Here is a 19,102-nt window from a genome sequence, read left to right on the forward strand (position 1 = left end):
CCTAGCGAACGATCACCTCGACCCGCCGGTTGCGCCGTTCATGCCCATCGGGCGGATTGGGGACCAGCGGTTCGCGTTCGCCGCGGCCGACGACCTCGACGATCGTCACGTCCACGCCCGCCGCCTCGAGGATCCCCGCGACCTCCCGTGCGCGATCCTCGGAAAGACTGTCGTTATAAGCCTCCTCGCCGGCGGAATCGGTGTGGCCGACGATCGCGACGTCGGCACCCGGCCGCGCGCGGACCGCCTCGACGAGTTTCGGCACCAGCGCCTGCGAGGCGGCGTCCAGCGCGATGTCATTATTGTCGAAGGTCAGCGCAAAGGGTTCCGGCGCGCGCGGCATCGCCGAGAACAAGGCGGCATGGCGCGGTTCGAGCGATTTGTCGCTCGTGCGCACTTCGGCGCTGCCCGGCCTGAGCCTGGCGCGGCTGTCCGCACGGTCGACGAGGCGGATCTCCCGGCCCGTTTCGGGATCGAGCACCGCGACCGCGCCGGCATCGTCGGAGGCGGTGCCCTCATGCCGCAGCAGGGTGAGCGTTTCGCGGTGCGCGCAGCCTGTCAGCAGCACCAGCGCCGGCAGCAGCGCCGCCACCGCGCGCGTCATTCCACCGTGACCACGAACCGCGTGCCGCGCACGCCGAGCAGCGCCGTGGGCGTGCGGACGCGCATCGCATCGCGCCGACGCTTGGCGATCTGTCCGGAGATCACCGCGAGCGAACCGCGATCGACCTTGGTGAGGAATTCGCCGTCATGCGTGCGCGGATCGAATTCGAACCGCGCGAGGTCGATGCGGCTGTTCGGCCCGGCGGCGAAGCGGCTGTTGTCGACGAAGGTCACGCCGATGCGGCCGTCGCGACCGGTGTTGAGGATGTCCCCGCTCTTGAGCGTCGCGCCCGGCTTCGCCGGCATCGGCACGCCTGCGCGCAGGATGTTCGCCTGTCCGCTGGCGATCTTGACGCGCCCGATCACCCGATCCGCGGGCGCGGCGCCGGTCAGTAGCAGAAGCAATAAAGCGAAAACGGCGAGACGGCCCATCACACCTCTCCCGATCTGGTCGAATTGACGATAGGCTTGCCCGCGATGCGATGCAATCCGCCATCCTTGTACCGTCCCGCCCGGTCTGCGACCGATCGGCAGCCGGTCCCGCGCGGGCGCCGCGCGGGCTTGACCGGCGTCGGATGAGCCAGGCTCGTCACAATCCACTATCATCGGCGGACACGGCAGAACTGCCGCCCGATGACCACGCGATCGCGGCCGCGATCGACGCCGCCGAACACTTCGCCGCCGCGGCCGGCTGCGACGGCGAATGGGCCATGCGCCTGCTGATCCTCGTCGAGGAACTGGTCGCTAACCTCGTCGATCATGGCGACCTGCCCGCGGACAGCCTCATCGCGCTGGCGCTGGCGCGGGTGGAGGATAGGATCCGGCTGGAGATCGTCGACCGCGGCCGCCCCTTCGATCCGCGTACGGCGCCGCCCGACGATGATGACTTTCCGCCCGATGCGGGCGGCGGCGCCGGACTGCGGCTGCTGGCGACGTGGGCGGTGGTGACCAGCTATGACAGCGCGGGGGGCGCGAACCGGCTGACGATCGAGATCGCCCGGCCGCCTAGAACGACGCCGTCAGGTTGAACGAGCCATAGCGCGTCCAGCGCCCCGGCGGCGCGTTGGGGGCGTCGCGGAGGAAGCGGCCCTTGGCGAGCAGCAGGCCGTCGAATTCGAAGCGCAGCCGTTGGCGCATGATCCAGTAGCGCAGCCGCGCCTCGATCTGGTGGCCGGCGAAGGTGCCGGACCGCCCGGTGGCGTCGCGCACGCCGGTGGTAGAGAAGCCATCCTCGTCCGCCGCCGGCCACATTGCGCGATAGACCGCGAACGCGTCCAGCCGCGCGCCGGGTGTCGCCTCCAGCCGCACGCCGGGGGTGACGATGTTGGTGCGGCCGATCGCAGCATAGAGGCCCGAGGGTGCGAAGTCGGCGCGGCGCATGCCGTAAAGCGTGTCGAAGCGGCCATAACGCCCGCCGCGACGATCGCCGCTGGCGCGGTCGAACTCGATCGACAGCCGCGGCTTCCACGCGCCCGGAAAACTGTAACCGAGATCGGCGTGGACGAAGCTAGCGCCGACCGACTGACGCGGCGCGCCCGCAGCAAGGCCGATGCTGGCGTGCCCGGTCTGATAGATCAGTTCGACCTCGCAATCGAACGCACCGGCATGCGGTTCGACGGCGATGCGGCCACCCATCGTATCGAGCGAACGGTCGCGGGTCGGGCGGCCGGGTGCGTCGCGCTCGCCGAGGTGGAAATAGGTCAGTTCCACCATCGCCGGCCCGATCGCGCGCGCCTTCGCTACCTGCCCACCCCACAGCACGGTCTCGAAACTCTCGCGATCCAGCCGCACCGCCGCGCGGCGGATGCCTGCATCATCGTCCGGCCGTCGCTGCTGCGGCAGCATGTAGATCAAGGTCGCCGCCCAGCCGCCGCCGAGCGCCGCATCCGCGCGCAGCCCGGTATAGCCGCTGGTGGTGTTGCGATAGTCGTCGGCAGCGATGAGGCGACGCGAGCCGAGGTTGAGCATCATCCGCCCCGCGGTCAGCGCCAGCCGGCTGCCGGGGCCAAGCGCACCATCGAAATCGGCGCCGACATAAGCCTGCACCGGCTCCATCGCGTTGACCTCGCCGGTCGACACCGGGGTACCCGGATCGTCACCCCACACGCGGCTGTCGTAAAGCTCGACGCCGACGCGCACCTGGTCCGCGCGCCATGTCGCCAGGATGTTCGTACGCAGGTTGACCAGCGCATCCTTGCTGTCGAAGCCGGCGCGCGGCTGGCCGGCGATCGCCTCATAGCGCAGCCGCACCGCGCCCGAGAGCGACACACCCTCCTCCTGCGCCGCCGCCGGCGCGTTCCACAGCGCCGCACCGGCGCCGGTCGCGCAAAGCCAGAAACGGATCACCGCAGGCTTCATGATATAGCTGTTCCCTATCCCATGGTGGATGATATACATATATCATCATGCCGACAACCCGCCCTGCCCGCTGGCTCGCGCTGCTGCACCAGCTGCCGACGAAGCCGCCCTATCTTCGCGTGAAGATCTGGCGGCGGCTGCAGGCGATCGGCGCGGTGCCGCTGAAGAATGCTGTGCATGTACTGCCGCGGACGAGCGCCAACGAGGCCGTGTTCCGCGCGCTGCTCGACGAGATCGTCGCCGGCGGCGGCGATGCGACACTGGTCGATGGCGTTCTGCTCGCCGGGCAGAGCGACAAGGATATCCGCGCGCTGTTCGATGCCGCGCGCGATGCCGATTATGCCGAGATCGCCGATACCGCGCGCCGGCTGATCGAGACCGGCCCCGCGAGCGAGGCCGAGATCGCCCGGCTGCAGAAGCGCTTGGCCGAGGTCGGCGCGCTCGACCCGTTCGGCGCGCATGGCCGCCAGCAGGCGGAAGCCGCACTTGCCGAGCTCGATCGGCGGCGCGGCGAGCACCCCGATATCGCGCGCACCGACGCCGCACCCGACCTGCCGGGCGACCTCACGGGTCGGATCTGGGTGACGCGCAGCGGCGTCCATGTCGATCGCATCGCCTGCGCCTGGCTGATCCGCCGCTTCATCGATCGCGACGCGCGCTTCCGCTTCGTTGCCGGGCGGAGCCATGCGCCCACGCCAGGCGAACTGCGCTTCGACATGGCCGATGCCGAATTCACCCATGAGGGCGAGCGGTGCAGCTTCGAAACGCTGCTGCTGCGCGCCGGCCCCGCCGACGATGCCGCACTCGTCGCGATCGGCGAGATCATCCACGATCTCGACATCGGCGACGGCCGGTTCGGCCGCCCGGAAACAGCCGGACTGGGGGCGATGCTGCAGGCGATCTGCGCGACCAGCGACGCGGATGAAGAGCGCATCGCGCGCGCCAGCGACATATTCGACCAGTTCCACGCCTTCTTCGGCACGCGGGGGACGGCCCGATGAGCCGCGCCGCCGCCGATCATGGCATCGCCTTCGCCGATGCCGTGGCCGTCTGGGCGCGCATCGCGGCGCTCAGCTTCGGCGGGCCCGCGGGGCAGATCGCGGTGATGCACCGCATCCTCGTCGACGAGAAACGCTGGATCGGCGAGGGGCGTTTCCTCCACGCGCTCAACTATTGCATGCTGCTGCCGGGGCCCGAGGCACAGCAGCTGGCGATCTATATCGGCTGGCTGCTGCATCGCACGAAGGGTGGGCTCGTCGCCGGCGCGCTGTTCGTGCTGCCGGGGCTGATCGCGATCCTGGCGCTGAGCTACGCCTATGTGCTGCTCGGCCATCTGCCGCTGATCGAGGGGCTGTTCTTCGGGCTGAAGGCGGCGGTGCTCGCGATCGTCGCGCAGGCGGTGATCCGGGTCGGGTCACGCGCGATGGGCAATGGCGCGATGCGCGCCATCGCCGCGCTCGCCTTCGCGGCGATCTTCCTGTTCGGCCTCCCCTTCCCGCTCGTGGTGCTGGTCGCCGGGCTCGTCGGCTTTCTCGGCGGCCGCGCCGGGCTGACGGCGTTCCGCGGCGGCGGTGGGCACCGGCGCGCAGGCGGCGCGGTGCTCGAGGATCGCGAGTCCGCGCTGGGCGAAGGGCTGCCGTCGCATGCCCGCCCCGATGCACGCTGGTCATTCTCGATCTGCGGCGTGCTGCTGCTGCTCTGGCTCGCGCCCGTCGCCGCGCTGGCGCTGCTGCTCGGCCCCGATCATGTCTTTTCGCGGATCGCGATCTTCTTCAGCCAGATGGCGGTCGTCACCTTCGGCGGCGCCTATGCGGTGCTCGCCTATGTCGCGCAGCAGGCGGTCGATGGCTATGGCTGGCTGAAGCCCGGCGAGATGCTCGACGGGCTCGGCATGGCGGAGACCACGCCGGGGCCGCTGATCATGGTGACGCAGTTCGTCGGCTTCCTCGCCGCCTTTCGCAACGCCGGATCGCTGCCGCCGCTGCTCGCCGCCACGCTGGGCGGGCTGCTGACGACATGGGTCACCTTCCTGCCCTGCTTCCTGTGGATCTTCGCGGGCGCGCCGTTCGTGGAGCGGTTGCGCAGCAACCAGGCGCTGTCCGCGGCGCTGGCGGCGATCGCCGCGGCGGTGGTGGGGGTGATCCTCAACCTCGCGCTGTGGTTCGCGATCCACACATTGTTCGGTCGCGTCGAGAGCATCGCCTTCGCCGGCGGCCGCCTCGACGTGCCGGTGCTTGCCACTTTCGACGCGCCGGCGGCGATCCTCGCCTTGGCCGCGGCGGCGGCGCTGTTCCGCTTCCGCCTCGGCGTGCCGATCGTACTGCTGCTGGCGGCGGCGCTCGGCGCGATCGTGGTGCTCGCCGACGGCGCCTGACGATCCCGCCGCCGGCGGATCGCTGCCGGCACCGTCGTCGCGAGATCGTCATGCATCGAGGTTAATCGACCGGGCGCATGCATCTGCAGGAATCACCCGCTATGGCAAACAACATCGCATGGATCAGGGCAAATCTGCTGCGGTTCGAAGGCGATGTGCGCAAATGGGTGCGCCGCTCCTGCCCCCGCGGCACCGAGGAGGATGATGTCATCCAGGAGGCCTATGCCCGCATCGCGGCAGCGCCCGACCTCGGCCATGTCAGCAATCCGCGCGCCTATTTCCTCACCGTCGTGCGCCATATCGCGTTCGAACAATTGCGCCGCGCAAGGATCGCGCCGATCATGCTGGTGGAGGATTTCGGCGCGTCGGACATCATTGATGAGAGCGCCGGCCCCGATCGTATCGTAGCGGGCCAGCAGGAACTGCGCCGAATCGCCGCGATCGTCGAGGCCTTTCCGGAGAAGATAAGGGAGATATTCCAGTTGCGTCGCATCCAGGGCCTGCCTCAGAAAGAGATCGCCCGCAGGCTCGGCGTGCCGGAAAGCACGGTGGAAAAGCGGGCGGCCAAGGGACTGGCGATGCTGCTCGCAGCGCTCAGGACCGATGACGAGGATGCTGCAGCGGATGATGCGGACGCGCCTGCACGACGGCCGGGGAGCGGTGCTTGGCGCTGAAGCCTGAGAACCCGATCGAAAAAGCCGCGACCGCCTGGGTGATTGCGACCGATCGCGGCCTTTCCACCGAAGAGAGCGAGACGCTCGACCGTTGGCTGGCGCAGGATGTTCGCCACCGCGGCGCCTTCGTGCGGGCGCAGGCGATCTGGTCCGAAGCGATCGGCGATGCCCCGCCTGCCGCACAGCCCCCGCTCCCCCGTGCGCCGTGGGTGACACGCCGGCGCATCCTGATCGGTGGCGGCCTCGCGGCGGCGGCGGCCGGCACCGGCCTCATTCTCGCACGCCCACCGAGCTACGAGACCGAACGCGGCGAAACGCGGCGGCTGGCGCTGGCAGACGGCACCAGCGCGCTCCTCAACACCGCCAGCCGAATGGTCGTCCGCTTCTCCGCGCAGCGCCGCGCGGTCGAGCTCGCTTACGGCGAGGCGTGGTTCCAGGTCGCGCGCGACCCTGCGCGGCCTTTCATCGTCGACGCCGGCGGCCTGCGCATCGGCGCGGTGGGCACCGCCTTTTCGGTGAAGATGGTCGCCATGGCGATAGAGGTGATCGTAACCGAAGGCGTCGTCGCACTGGCGGCCGCGGGCGGGCGCAGCCGCCGCGTCAGCGAGGGTCAGCGTGCCGCCGTGTCGGCATCCGGCGAGATTGAACTCGGCGATCCGGGCGCCGAAGCACTGGCACGGCACCTCGCCTGGCGCGAGGGACTGGTGATGTTCGACGGCGAGACCCTGGCGCAGGCGATCGCCGAGATCAACCGCTACAATCGGCGCCAGATCGTCATCGCCCCTCGCCTTCGCGACATCCGCATGGTCGGCGTATTCCGAACCGGCGATGTCGAGGGCTTCGCCGACGCCGTCACGCGGATCGCGGCGGCGCCGATGCGGCTTGACGGCGATCGGATCCTGCTCGGATTGTAGAGATTGTCGACCGCGCTGGCGGGCATCGAAGCGGCCGTCCGCTTTGGACGGTCGCCGAGCTCGCCGGAATTTCGCGAACCGCAACGAAGCGGCGCTTCGCTACCAATGCGCGAATTCCGCGCGATCCAGGGACGACAGGCCCGAAGCGAACCGCCATTTGAGGTCAATCCCGAATATTTTTCAGCATCGTTGGAGGAAGTCACCGCGCCATCACTCATTCGGGCGGGGGCAGCGCGTGCCTCCGGACAGGGGGCGCGGTGATCGGTCGGCGACACAATCGGAGGTGGTGGGGGGCAGGTTCCCTGGTCCTGGCATTCGCCGCTGCCGAAACTGCGGGTGCCGCACCGCGCCGCATCGACATACCGGCCCAGCCTGCGCGCAGCGGCATCCCGGCGCTGGCGCTGCAGACCGGCCTCCAGATCCTCGCGCGGCAGGATGTTCTGACCGGTCGCCGTATCCGGGCCGTGCGCGGCGATTACGAGCCCCAGGCCGCCGTCCGACTGGCCCTGGAAGGTTCGGGACTCATCGTCAGTTGCCCAAACCAACGAACCTGCGTCATCGCGCGGGCGCCGCGACCGGCGCTGTCATCCCGACCTGCGGTTCGTCGTGCCGCCCCTGTGCGCCCGGCGCTTCGCCCGGCTGCGCCACCCCTGCCGGAAGGCGATGACGAGATCATCGTCACCGGTACGGCAGTACCGCAGCGCCGCTTCGATGCCGGCCTCGCGATCACCACGGTCACGCTCGACCGGATGCATGAGATCGCGCCGAACAACACCGCCGACCTTCTGAAGCTGGCGCCGGGAATCTGGGCGGAAACAACCGGCGGCGCGACCGGCGCCAACGTCTTCGTTCGCGGCTTCCCGACCACCGGTGATTCACCCTTTCTGTCGGTCCACATCGATGGCGCGCCGATCTTCCCGCCGACCGAACTGGTGTTCAGCGAGAACACCACATTGTTCCGCATCGACGACATGATCGAGCGCGCAGAGATCCTGCGTGGCGGCACCAGCCCGATCTTCGCCAACGGCCAGCCCGGCGCGGTGCTCAACTTCATCCAGCGTACCGGCACCGCTGCCCCCGCCGGCGGGCTGCGGCTGACCGAGACCGACTATGGTTCGGTGCGCATCGATCTCTATCATTCGGGCCCGCTTGGGCCGGACACGGTCTTCGCGCTGGGCGGCTTCCATCGCACTTCCCAAGGCCTTCGCAACACACAATTCATCGCCGATGTCGGCGGCCAGATCAGCGCCAACGTCACGCATCGCTTCGCGACCGGCAGCGTGATGGCCTATGCGCGCTACACCAGCGATCGCAACGCCTTCTATACGGGCGTGCCGCTGCTTGCGAAGGGCGGCGGCCGCTTCGCCGCACTGCCCGGCTTCGATCCGCTGGAAGACACGCTGATCGGTGCCGACACCCGCCGCCTCGGCATCGATACCGGCTTCGGCCGGCTGCTGCCGGTCGACCTGCAGCAGGGCCGCGGCCTCGATCTGATCGTCGCCGGCGCGACCTTCGACTGGACGCCCGCGCCCGCCCTCACCCTCACCAACCGATTCAATCTCACCGATGGCCATGCCGACACCGTCGGACTGTTCACCGGCCCGGTGCCGACGACGCTCGACCGCTATCTCGACGACCTTGTGGCGCGCGCCAATGCCGATCCGCGCGTCGTCGCCGCAGCGGGTCGGGCGACGGCAGCTACTGCGATCCTCGCGGCCAGCGGTCAGCCGCTCGACGGCGACCGCTATGTGCTCACGGCCGGGCTGTGGTCGGTCAGCAAGCGCATCACGGCGCTCACCGACGAACTGCGCCTGTCGGCGGCGCTGGGGCCGCACGCGCTGGCCGGCGGCATCTATCTCGCCCATTATCGTTCGGCCGACACCCGCTATGTCGGCAACAATCTGCTGCTGACCGCAACGGACAACGCCCGGCGCATCGACGTGCGCCTCGACAATGGCGTCGTCGCGACCCGCGACGGCTTCGTCAGCGCCACCACCGGCCAGACCGTCGGCAAGAGCGGCGGCACCAACATCGCGCTGTTCGTTCATGATCGCTGGACGCTGTCGCCGGCAACGACGGTCGATGCCGGTCTGCGCGTCGAGCATCAGCGCATCGGCGGGCGCGTGCGCGACGTGCTCGCCGGCCAGGATTTCGACGGCAATCCGCTGACGCTTTACGACAATAATGGCGCGCGGCTGCTCATGACCTCGAACTATGCCGGCAACAAGGCAGTCCGCGTCTCCTGGGCGGCGGGCATCGTCCACAAGACGATCGCCGACCGGCTGATCCTTCACGCGCGACTGAGCCATGGCTCGAACCTGCAGAGCTTCGACAAACTCAGGGTCGGGGGGCCACGCCACGAATCCGCCGATGCGTTCGAGGCCGGAATCAATGCCGCCACGGGGTCGCTCCGCGCTTCGGTCAACGCCTTCGTCAACCGCTTCACGGGGCTGCAATTCTCGCGCTTCGTCGCATCATCCGACGGCAGCGTCGACACGATCGTGCTGGTCGGCGGCGCGCATGCCGTGGGGGTGGAAGTCGACGCCGAGATTGCCGCCGCGCCGCGCGTGACGCTCGGGCTGCGTGGCACCTATGAGGATGGGCGCTATCATGGCTTCGGCGCCAATTCGGGCAATCGCGTCGTTCGCCAGCCCAACCTGCAATTCGCGGTGACGCCGGCTTATTCGGTCCGCGCCGGCGCGGCCGCGATCAAGCTGCGCGCGACTTACGCCTATGTCGGCAAGCGCTATTCAGACGTCGAGAACCTCCAGCCGCTGCCTGCCTATGCGACCGTCGACGCCGGCCTCCACGTCGATTTCGACGATGGGCTGTACGCGGACGTCGTCGTGCAGAACCTGTTCAACCAGTTCGGACTGACCGAGGGCAATACGCGTGCTCTCGGCGCGGTCCTGCAATTCGGAGCGATCATCGCGAGACCCCTGTTCGGCCGGAACCTGAGCGTTTCGATCGGTTACCGTTTTTGAACCCCCCGGCCGACGTGCCCGGCCAACCGACTGCTGATCCATGCGGACCCGCGCCAACGGGCGCCGCCCCAAGCCGATGGCGTGCGCCATCATGACGGGAGACCCTGAATGAGACGAACCTTCGCAATCCTGGCTTCGGCATGCGCCGCGGCGCTGGCGCTCATGCCCGCCGGCCCCGCGCGGCCCCAGGCCGGTGCGGAGCCGCTGCCGCCGCCCCGGGCGCCGCCCCTGTCGGAGGCGCTGCCGCGCTGGAGTCCGGGCGAGCTCGACATCCATCATATCAGCACCGGCCGCGGCAATGCCGCCTATCTGATCCTGCCTGACGGCACGACGCTGCTGATCGATGCCGGCGCCGGCAGCGATTTTTCCAGGCTTCGTCCGCTGATCCCGTTCGACGCGCGGCCCGATGCGAGCCGCACTCCCGCCACATGGATCGCCGATTATATCCGCCAGTTCGCGCCGCCGGGCCGCGCACCGGCGATCGACTATGCGCTGATCAGCCATTTCCATTCCGACCATTATGGTGCCGTCACTGCGGCGAGCCCGCTGTCGGCGAACGGCGCCTACCGCCTGTCGGGCATCACCGAGGTCGCCGAGCTGCTGCCGGTGCGCACGCTGCTCGATCGCGCCGCGCCCGACTATATGGCGCCGATCGACCTGAGAAGGTGCCGTGAGAGCAAGGACAACCCGACCTTCGCCAATTATCTGGCCTTCGTCGATCATCGCCGCGCGCGCGGCGAGGCCGTGGCGGGTCTCACGCCGGGCAAGCTCGACCAGATCGCGCTCGTCCATGCGCCCGCCCGATATCCCCGCTTTCATATCCGGAATATCGCCGCCAGCGGCCGGCTGTGGACCGGGCACGGCGATGGGGTGACCGACTATATCCCCTACGGCGACATCAAGGATTGCGGCTTCGACGAGAACCCGTTCAGCAACGTCATCAGGCTCAGCTACGGCAAGTTCGACTATTATAGCGGCGGCGACATCCCAGGCGTGCCCGCTTACGACCAGCCCTTCTGGCGCGACGTCGAGACGCCGGTCTCGGCGGTGGTCGGGCCGGTCGACGTGATGACGCTCGACCATCATGGCAATCGCGATGCGATCAATGGCAATCTGCTGCGCAACCTGCGCCCCCGTGTGATCGTCCAGCAGAACTGGCTCTCGCCGCAGCCTAGCGAGGAGGTGGTATGGCGGATGGCCTCGCAGGGTTATTATCCCGGCCCGCGCGACGTGTTTTCGACCGGCATGCGGCCGGAAACGCGCGCATCGATCGGCCAGCTGATGGACTCGATCTACAAGAGCTTCGAGGGTCATGTCGTGATCCGCGTCGCCCCGGGCGGCGACAGCTACATGGTCTTCATCCTTAACGACAAGGACGCCCGGCGGCCCCTGATCGCACGGTTCGGGCCCTATATGGCCGACTGATCCTGCCCGCCTGACCCACTGAACCGACCCGTCTTTTTCCAGGCGGAGGCGCAGCAGCGCTTCCGTCGCCGCCCGCGGCTTGCCCGCAAACCAAGCCTTAACACGGAGACCATCGATGAAGACCGTCCTGACTGCCATCCTCACCGCTTCCGCGCTCGCCGCATTTCCTGCCGCGGCGCAGACCCAGCCTGCGCCGCCGCCGCCCGCCGACGATGGCGGCGAGATCATCGTCACCGGTACGCCCGGCGGTGCCGAGCAACGCAAGGTCGATGCGAGCTTCGCGATCACGACGCTCGACGACGCAGCGGTCGCGCGCTTCGGCCCGCAGAGCACCGCCGACCTGCTGAAGGCGGTGCCCGGCGTCTGGGTGGAAAGCTCGGGCGGCGTCGCCGGGGCCAACATCAACCTGCGCGGCTTTCCCGGCACCGGCGACGCGCCGTTCGTGACCATCCAGCTCGAAGGCGTGCCGATCTACACCCCGCCGACCATCGGCTTCCTCGAGAACAGCTCGATCTTCCGCATCGACGAGACGATCGAGCGCGTCGAGGCGCTGCGCGGCGGCCCCAATCCGGTGCTGTCCAACGGTCAGCCCGCCCTCACCACCAATTTCCTGCTCAAGGAAGGCGGCGAGGAAACGCACGGCAGCATCCGCGCCTCGACCTCGACCTACGATCTGCTGCGCGTCGATGGCGTGCTGAGCGGCAAGCTGGCGGACGATTTCTACTACATGATCGGCGGTTATGTGCAGCAGTCGGAGGGCGTCCGCGAGGCCGGCTTCAATTCGGAGAAAGGCCATCAGGTCACGATCAACCTCACCAAACGGCTGAGCAACGGCAAGATCAACCTCTATTTCCGCCATACCGACGATCATGGCGCCTGGTATCTGCCGGTGCCGTTGAACGTCGACGGCATCGATTCCAGCTATGTCCAGGTCGGCCCGGCCAATCGCAACATCGTCGTCGAGGGCCCTTATGGCGAGCGTTTCGCCGCCGATTATGGCGACGGCCGCGGCTTCAAGGGGATCATCGCGGGCGGCAGCCTTGCGCTCGACTTCGACGGCGGCTGGTCGGTTGCCGAGCGCTTCAGCTACCTTGAGGGCGACGCAGACACCTATGGCCTCAGCCCGCGTGGCGGCGCACGCACGATCGGCCAGCTCGGCCTGGCGTCCGCGGCCACGACCAGCACCGGCCGCACGCTGGGGCCCGACGCGGTCGTTCAGCATATTGGCTTCTGGGCGGTGCAGAAGGATATCGACAGCGTCTCCAACGACCTGTCGGTGACGAAAGACGTCGGCCGCGGATCGGTGACGCTCGGCTATTTCGCCTCGCGCTACGGCGCCGAGGATCTGTGGAACCTCAACAACAATGCCCGCTATTTCGAGGTGGGCGGCGGTCGCGAGCAGGTCACCATCGATTGTGCGACGGTCACCAACGCACCGGCGCCCTGCCTCAACGGCACCCGCCTCAACGCGCGCGGCGACGGCCGGATGAACGCGCTCTACGCCGTCGCCGACTATGAGATCGTCGACCGGCTGCGCCTCGACGGCGGCGTGCGCTGGGTCGACCATCGCATCGACTATGTCGCCAACACCGCCGCCGATCCCGTCAAGGGGCTGACCGGCGTCGACAATATCGTCAACGATTATGCCGAACAGGGCATCGCCTGGACGGCCGGCGCCAACTATGCGTTCACCGACGATTTCGGCGCCTTCCTGCGCATCAACGATGGCTTCCGCCTGCCCTATTTCGATGACCTGCGCGGCGGGCAGACGCAGATCGCCGCGGGCGACGACCTGTTCTACGACGTTCGCCAATATGAGGGCGGGCTGAAGTTCCAGCAACGCGGCATCGGTCTCTATCTGACCGCCTTCCGCGTCGAAACGCAGGCAACGCGGTCCACCGCACCGGTGGTCGATGCGCCGATCTCGCGCTTCGAGACCGAGAGTCAGGGGCTGGAGTTCGATGCCGACGTCAATCTGGGCAGCGGCTTCGCGGTCGTCGCCGCGGCGACCTATCTCGATGCCAGCATAAGCGCCGACGCCGACCCGACCGTGGTCGGCAACCGCGCGCCGCGCCAGCCACGCTGGCAACTGCGCGTGGCGCCGAGCTATACGTTCAGCCTCGGCGGCGTCGATGGGTCGCTCTACGGCGCGTTCAGCCATGTCGGCGAACGCCAGAGCAACATCCAGAACACACAGCCCCTGCCGGCCTATCAAAAGGTCGATCTCGGCATCGAGCTGGCGCTGGCGAACGGCCTCAACCTTCGCGTGTTCGGCGATAACATCTTCGACGAACAGGGGCTGACCGAAGGCGATCCAAACACATTCGGCCTCAACGCCAACGGCCGCTATATCCTGCCGCGTTCGGTGCGATTCAGCCTGGGCTACGCGTTCTAAGGGAGACGCCGGCTTCCCCCGGGGACAGCTCCGGGGGAAGTTCGATGTGCTTCGGGAGGGCCGATCGCTCTTTCTTGAGGAAAATACCCGGCAGCAACAATGACACCGCCATGGCGCGATCCTCGATGGCGATCAGCAAGACCGCGCCAGCGCCCGTATCGCCGGCCGCACAAATATGGGCCCGTGCTGAAGATGGTGTCGCACCACCAAGCGCCGGCAGTGTCTACTTGACGGTTGCAATGGCCTCGATCTCGATCAGGAAATCGGGCATCGCCAGCGCCTGTACGCCCACCACGGTGTTCGATGCGGGCATCGCATCGCCGTAGAACGCAGCCAACTCCGGGCCGATTGCCCCGAGCATCGACACGTCATAGTCGACGATGAAGGTGCGCAGGCGAAGCACCGCCTCGGGGCCGACCCCCACCGCGTGAAGCACTGCCTTGATATTCGCGAGCGCTTGCCGCGCTTGAAGCCCGACGTCGGAGCCGCCGACGACGTTATACTCCTTGTCCCAGGCGACCTGCCCCGAAAGATGGACGGTGCCGGTCGCTTCGTCGAGAGTTGCGTGCGAGAAGCCGTACTGAACGCTCGGATAGAGCGTCTCGGGATTGATGCGCGTGCTGGTCATGGCAGGCTCCGGTCGGGTTCGGTGGCGAAACGGATCAGTCGACGATCTCGAGCTGATGGCCCCACGGATCGAGGATGTAGAGGTTCTTCTTTCCGGCCAACGGCCCCTCGGTGATGTCGATGACGTCCATCGGGGTGCAGCCGTGCGCGGTGAGATAACGGGCCGCCTTGCTGACGTCATCGACCTTGATGCCGAGATGATGGCCGCCGCGGTCGCAGTTGCGCGGCAGGGTTTCATTGCGATCAGCGGGTTTGTCGTACTGGACGAGCTGAAAATTGAGATTGGCGGTCAGCTTGAGCATGATCAGCGTCAGACGCGCGCCGGGCACGTTGACATGGCTGGCCATCCAGTCGCGGCCATCCTCTCCCAGCGGGATATCGTCCGCATCGAGCGGCCCCATGCGAAACAGTTCGGCGGCGCCGAACACCTCGCAATACCATCGTGCGACGACGTCGGCGTCCGCCACGGTCCAGGAGACGTGATCGGCCTCGATGAAGACTGGGCGGTCGTTGGCTGCATCGGTCATACGAAAAGCTCCGGCTAGACGTACATCAGCCTACGCTGGAGCCTTGGCTGGGCAATGGCGTCCATCGAACGTAGATGTTGCGATGGACGCAACATAGGCTGAACCGCATTCCCCCGCCGGCTGGAATCAGTCACGCGCAGCCAAGAGGTCGCCGACCGATACCGCGCGGGCCGGGAAGCGAACTCGAAAACCTTCCACTGCGCTTTCCGGGCATCGTCGAGCGCTCGCGATCCGGCGCACAAGCGCATGTTCGCAGCTGCGCCCCTGGCAAAGGCCCATTCCCGCCCGGCAGCGCAGCTTGACGGCACTCGCGCCAAACGATTCGCCGACTGCGATGGCATCCGCAATTGCCCGATCCACTTCTGCTGCCGAAATATCCTCACAGCGGCACACCACCGTGCCGTCCGCCGGTTGCGGGAGCCACGGCCGTGGATCGGCGACGGCACGCAACAACTCAACGAACCCAGTCATCGCTCTTCGTTGCCGGTGCGGCTTGCGCATCGCTGCTGCTGCCTCCTGCCTTGCCAAGGCGCCGGCATCCTGCGCCACGGCAAGCCCGGCGATGGCACCTTCGGCCATCGCCACGTCGCTGCCGGCCACGCCCGTCGTCTCGCCCGCGACATAGACGTTCGGGACGGTGGTGCGCATCGCCCCATCATGAACAGCCTCCCAGCCACCCGCCGGATCGCTCCAGCGGACGGCGGCGCCTGCCTGGCGGATCAGATCCGATTGCGGCAGGAAGCCGAAGCACATCGCCGCCAGATCGCAGGCGACGGCCTCGCCGTGCGCCAGTATCGCACGCTCGAGGACATCGCGTCCCGCGCAGCGCTGCACCGTCGTACCGAAGCGCACCGTCACGCCCGCCCGGCGCAACGCGGCCACACCGGCCAGTGCCTCGATCAAGGGGGCGGGTGCCGACAGAGCGCGCGGCAGATGGCGCAGCGCCGTCCTCACCATCGCCGCGAAGGACTGTGCGAAACAGACCGCCACCACCGCGCCACCCGCCTCGGCAATCTGCCGCGCCAGCACGATCATGAGCGGATGGGTACCGAACAGCAGGATGCGCTGGCCCGGCAGAACCTGCTGCGCCTTGACCAACGTCTGCACGGCGCCCGCGCTCATCACGCCCGGGAGCGTCCAGCCCGGAAAGGCGGCGGGCATGTCGTAACAGCCTCCGGCGATGACCACCCGCGCCGCATCGATCCGTTCGACACCGCCCGCCGTGCCCGCAAGCGTCAGCGCGATGCCGCCGGCCGGTCCGGAACCGGGCGCAAGGCCGAGGACGGAGCGGCCGCCCAGCCAGTGCAGACGCGTGTCGCTGCTCACGCGGGCGAGCAACGCGCGCGCCTTGCGATAGGGCCTGCCGTTCAACCAGCCCGGCACCGAAAAGCTTGCGGGCGGCTGACGCAGGATCTGCCCGCCGGGGCGCTGCTGTTCGTCGACGATGCAGGTCGAGAGGCCCGCCGCCAGGGTGCGCTCGGCCGCTGCCAGGCCAGCAGGGCCGCCGCCCACGATGGCCACATCGAACGCGCTCATGCCGTGCGATCCGGATCGTCGGTGCGGATCCGCATGCCGTCCGCTACGGGGACGAGGCAGCTCCGCTGGCGCCGCCAGCCGAGATCCTGGCCGCCGATCCAGACCGTGCATTCGCTGCACGTTCCCATGTTGCAGAACATCCCCCGCGCGCGGCCGGAACGATCGCTGCGAAAGCGGAGCGAGCCCATGAGAAGCGCTACGGCGACCATCTCGCCGGGATGCGCGGTCACGCACTGGCCGTCCACCTCGACCGTGACCGGCCGGGGGCGGGCCACCCCGTTCTCGATCCGCTTCATGGGAGCACCGCAAACGCGTCGAGGTGAGCGAACCGCCGCGGCGTGAACATCTCGAGTTCCTCCGGCACGGAGCCTTCGGCGATGGTGGGTCCGAGCAGCCGCGCCAGCACTGGGCCCAAAGTGAAAAGCGACCCGCCGGCCGCGACGAACAACCCCGGTGCCGCGGCCACCTCGCCGACGATGGGAAGCTGGTCGGCGGAGATGCAGGTCGTGCCCGTCCATGTTCGCAGGAGCGCACGCCGGGCAAGCGCCGGCATCACCCGCGTCGCCACCTCGAGATTGGCACGCAGGTTGGCGGGTTCGACGATCGGCGGCGCGTCATGGTCCGGCCTGCCATCCTGCCTCCGCGCGAGGCGGGCGGGCCAACCGCCGCCGATCAGGATGTTTCCGTCCTCGGTCTGCTTCATCGAGAGGCGGCGGCCGACGTGCTGGATCAGGAAGGGCAGCACGGGTTCGGTGCGATCGGTGACGCTCATCATGAGCGGCGCCGCATAAAGCGGAACATTGAGACCGAGCAGTGCGGCGAGATGCGGCACCCAATGTCCCGCGGCCAGCAGGATGCGGGGTGTCTGCACGCGGCATTCTCCGGCCGGCATCTGCAGCGTCGCCCGGTACGTGCCGTCGCGCGCCATGGAGAGGGCAGTGAGCGTCGTACCCGTACGGATCGTTGCGCCCCGTTCGTGCGCGCCTTGGGCAAAGGCGTCGACGAGAATGCGCGGGTTGGCATGCCCTTCATCGGCCAACCAGGCGGCACCCGCCAGTCCGCCGGCGAGGCAGGGGGCGCGATGGCGCAGGTCCGCGCCGTCCAAAACCTGCGTCGACAGGCCAAGTTCATTCTCGCGCGCCACCTTGAAGGCGAGCAGTTCCAGTTCGGCTTCCGTTTCAGCCACCATCAGGCCGCCGTGCATTACGACATCGAGCGGACGGCCGAGCATCTCCTCCAGGCCACGCCATTCGTCGATCGCGACGCGATTGAGCGACACGATCCGCGCCCCGTCCGCCGCGGCCTTCTCACCCTGTTCGAGGAATCGGCGCTCGATCTGGAAGTGCAGCGAACCGGCATTCTGGCCCGAAGCGCCGGCATTCAGATGACCGCGCTCGGCCAGCAGCACGCGCAATCCCATGCGCGTGAGATGCCAGGCCGTAGCGCAGCCGACGAGACCGCCACCGACAATCAGGATGTCGCAATTGGTGGTCCCATCGCCCATCATCAAAGCATATCGAGCTTCCGCAGCGTCGCGGCAATGCTTTCGCGATCGGCTTCGGTAACGGCCCTCAGCGGCTTGCGCACCGGGCCGCCGGGCAGACCCATCGCGTCGAACCCAGCCTTGAGGATCGCGGGGCCGGAACCGAATTTGCCGACCAGATCGGGAGTATACCACTCCTCCATCAACACGCGGTCCTTGCGGCCGCACGCGCGGGCGCCGTCAATGTCGCCGGCCCAGAACTTGTCGTAGAAGCCGGACTGGTTGCGCCCCAGCACGCCGCCCGCACCCATCGTACCGTCGCCGCCATGGACGCGCAGCATCGTCAATCCCAGTTCGTCCATCGGATAGCCGAAGACGCGGACCTGCTCGCCCAGCGCGAAGACGGTTTCGGCAAAGGTCGTGAATCGCGGAGTGGACTGCTTGATGGCAACGATCGCATCGATGTCGGCGAGGCGGCGCAGGACGTCCAGCGGCATGTCGATGCCGGTACCGGGCGGCCAGTTATAGACGCAGATCGGCAGATCGATGGCAGCACCGACTTCTTCGTAGAACGCGACGATCTCATCCGCCAGCGGGCGCACATAGGGGGGCGGCGTGACGAGCACGCCTTCGAAGCCAGCGCCCGAGGCAGCTTGTGCATAAGCGATGGTTTCGCGTGCCGTAAAGCTGGAGCAACCCGCGATCAGCGGCAGCCTCCTCGCGGCCTGTGCGCCGGCCAGTTCGAAGAGGCGCTTGCGCTCTTCGGGTCGCATGCTCGTCCACTCACCGGTGGTGCCGGCCAGAACCAGGCCGTGCATGCCCTGATCGATCAGCCACTCAAGCAGCAGGCCGAGCCCCTTCTCGTCCAGCGTGTCCTCATCGACGAATGGCGTCGTGATGGCGGGAATATAGCCCCGCCAGTTCACCCGCGAACGCTTGCTCACTGCCATGATTTATCCCTGTTCCTGACCTGCGGATGTCCTGCTGCGGCAGCGCACTCTGCGTTGCGCTTTCCGTCACCTGAAGGTCGATGCCAGTGCGGCAAGTCAGCAGCAATGGCGTGGAGAGGGTCAAAACGTTGCGCCCGCCGCAACGTACGCGGCAAAGTAGAATCCATCTTCAAATTGGTTGTTGTTGCCGCGGCGGAGGATTGCAGCCAGCAAACCGTTCCGCGGGCACGCTTCACTACGCTTGCAGCACGC

At 67.9% G+C, this 19,102-nt stretch carries 17 protein-coding genes; 8 read left to right on the forward strand and 9 right to left on the reverse strand.

The genetic code is table 11. From position 1 onward, the window contains the following. Position 1: 1 nt before the first annotated feature. Both NX02_RS17390 and NX02_RS17395 read right to left on the reverse strand, forming a co-directional pair. Positions 2–604, reverse strand: coding sequence for an OmpA family protein (locus NX02_RS17390; protein WP_025293479.1), 603 nt, complete (start codon positions 602–604; stop codon positions 2–4). Further along, positions 601–1,035 carry a FecR family protein gene (locus tag NX02_RS17395; RefSeq protein WP_025293480.1) on the reverse strand — a complete coding sequence of 145 codons (435 nt, stop codon included), beginning with the start codon at positions 1,033–1,035 and terminating at the stop codon, positions 601–603. Before NX02_RS17395 ends, NX02_RS17390 begins: the two co-directional genes overlap by 4 nt. A gap of 143 nt (positions 1,036–1,178) precedes the next feature. Between NX02_RS17395 and NX02_RS17400 the strand changes: the two genes are divergently transcribed. Further along, on the forward strand, positions 1,179–1,631 hold the full coding sequence (locus tag NX02_RS17400; protein WP_025293481.1) for an ATP-binding protein: 453 nt from the start codon (positions 1,179–1,181) through the stop codon (positions 1,629–1,631). Here NX02_RS17400 and NX02_RS17405 read toward each other — a convergent pair. Continuing rightward, positions 1,609–2,961 (reverse strand): alginate export family protein, encoded by a 1,353-nt coding sequence (locus NX02_RS17405; RefSeq protein ID WP_047100093.1) that lies wholly within the window; start codon positions 2,959–2,961, stop codon positions 1,609–1,611. The two genes, NX02_RS17400 and NX02_RS17405, sit on opposite strands and share 23 nt — an antisense overlap. 47 nt (positions 2,962–3,008) lie before the next feature. Between NX02_RS17405 and NX02_RS17410 the strand changes: the two genes are divergently transcribed. The 7 genes from NX02_RS17410 to NX02_RS17440 all read left to right on the forward strand — a co-directional run bounded on the left by NX02_RS17410 (position 3,009) and on the right by NX02_RS17440 (position 13,727). Continuing rightward, a complete protein-coding gene (locus tag NX02_RS17410) occupies positions 3,009–3,962 on the forward strand; it encodes a chromate resistance protein ChrB domain-containing protein (protein ID WP_025293483.1) in 954 nt (317 codons plus the stop codon). Next, entirely contained in the window at positions 3,959–5,335 is a 1,377-nt protein-coding gene (chrA, locus tag NX02_RS17415) for a chromate efflux transporter (protein WP_025293484.1), read from the forward strand. Before NX02_RS17410 ends, chrA begins: the two co-directional genes overlap by 4 nt. A gap of 101 nt (positions 5,336–5,436) precedes the next feature. Further along, entirely contained in the window at positions 5,437–6,009 is a 573-nt protein-coding gene (locus tag NX02_RS17420) for an RNA polymerase sigma factor (RefSeq protein WP_025293485.1), read from the forward strand. Continuing rightward, the gene (locus tag NX02_RS17425) at positions 6,000–6,923 is read left to right on the forward strand and encodes a FecR family protein (protein ID WP_025293486.1); all 924 of its coding nucleotides are present in this window, start codon (positions 6,000–6,002) and stop codon (positions 6,921–6,923) included. The genes NX02_RS17420 and NX02_RS17425 overlap by 10 nt, the downstream gene beginning before the upstream one ends. Positions 6,924–7,540: 617 nt before the next feature. Continuing rightward, entirely contained in the window at positions 7,541–9,907 is a 2,367-nt protein-coding gene (locus tag NX02_RS17430) for a TonB-dependent receptor (RefSeq protein ID WP_025293487.1), read from the forward strand. 108 nt (positions 9,908–10,015) lie between these two features. Then, positions 10,016–11,332 carry an MBL fold metallo-hydrolase gene (locus tag NX02_RS17435; RefSeq protein ID WP_084717876.1) on the forward strand — a complete coding sequence of 439 codons (1,317 nt, stop codon included), beginning with the start codon at positions 10,016–10,018 and terminating at the stop codon, positions 11,330–11,332. A 115-nt stretch (positions 11,333–11,447) separates the two neighbouring features. Continuing rightward, entirely contained in the window at positions 11,448–13,727 is a 2,280-nt protein-coding gene (locus NX02_RS17440) for a TonB-dependent receptor (protein WP_025293488.1), read from the forward strand. A 223-nt stretch (positions 13,728–13,950) separates the two neighbouring features. On the opposite strand, the gene NX02_RS17445 is transcribed toward NX02_RS17440, so the two are convergent. The 6 genes from NX02_RS17445 to NX02_RS17470 all read right to left on the reverse strand — a co-directional run bounded on the left by NX02_RS17445 (position 13,951) and on the right by NX02_RS17470 (position 18,850). Then, positions 13,951–14,355, reverse strand: a complete 405-nt coding sequence (locus tag NX02_RS17445; RefSeq protein WP_025293489.1) for a RidA family protein — start codon at positions 14,353–14,355, stop codon at positions 13,951–13,953. 34 nt (positions 14,356–14,389) lie between these two features. Beyond that, positions 14,390–14,881, reverse strand: coding sequence for a VOC family protein (locus tag NX02_RS17450; protein WP_025293490.1), 492 nt, complete (start codon positions 14,879–14,881; stop codon positions 14,390–14,392). A 126-nt stretch (positions 14,882–15,007) separates the two neighbouring features. Beyond that, the gene (locus NX02_RS17455) at positions 15,008–16,417 is read right to left on the reverse strand and encodes an FAD/NAD(P)-dependent oxidoreductase (RefSeq protein ID WP_025293491.1); all 1,410 of its coding nucleotides are present in this window, start codon (positions 16,415–16,417) and stop codon (positions 15,008–15,010) included. Further along, a complete protein-coding gene (locus tag NX02_RS17460; protein ID WP_025293492.1) occupies positions 16,414–16,713 on the reverse strand; it encodes a (2Fe-2S)-binding protein in 300 nt (99 codons plus the stop codon). Before NX02_RS17460 ends, NX02_RS17455 begins: the two co-directional genes overlap by 4 nt. Beyond that, a complete protein-coding gene (locus NX02_RS17465; RefSeq protein ID WP_025293493.1) occupies positions 16,710–17,924 on the reverse strand; it encodes an NAD(P)/FAD-dependent oxidoreductase in 1,215 nt (404 codons plus the stop codon). Before NX02_RS17465 ends, NX02_RS17460 begins: the two co-directional genes overlap by 4 nt. Continuing rightward, positions 17,924–18,850: a dihydrodipicolinate synthase family protein gene (locus tag NX02_RS17470; protein WP_039996655.1), complete on the reverse strand. Its 927-nt coding sequence runs from the start codon at positions 18,848–18,850 to the stop codon at positions 17,924–17,926. The genes NX02_RS17465 and NX02_RS17470 overlap by 1 nt, the downstream gene beginning before the upstream one ends. Between the last annotated feature and the right edge of the window lie 252 nt (positions 18,851–19,102).

This window comes from Sphingomonas sanxanigenens DSM 19645 = NX02 (assembly GCF_000512205.2).
GTDB classification, from domain to species: Bacteria; Pseudomonadota; Alphaproteobacteria; order Sphingomonadales; family Sphingomonadaceae; genus Sphingomonas_D; species Sphingomonas_D sanxanigenens.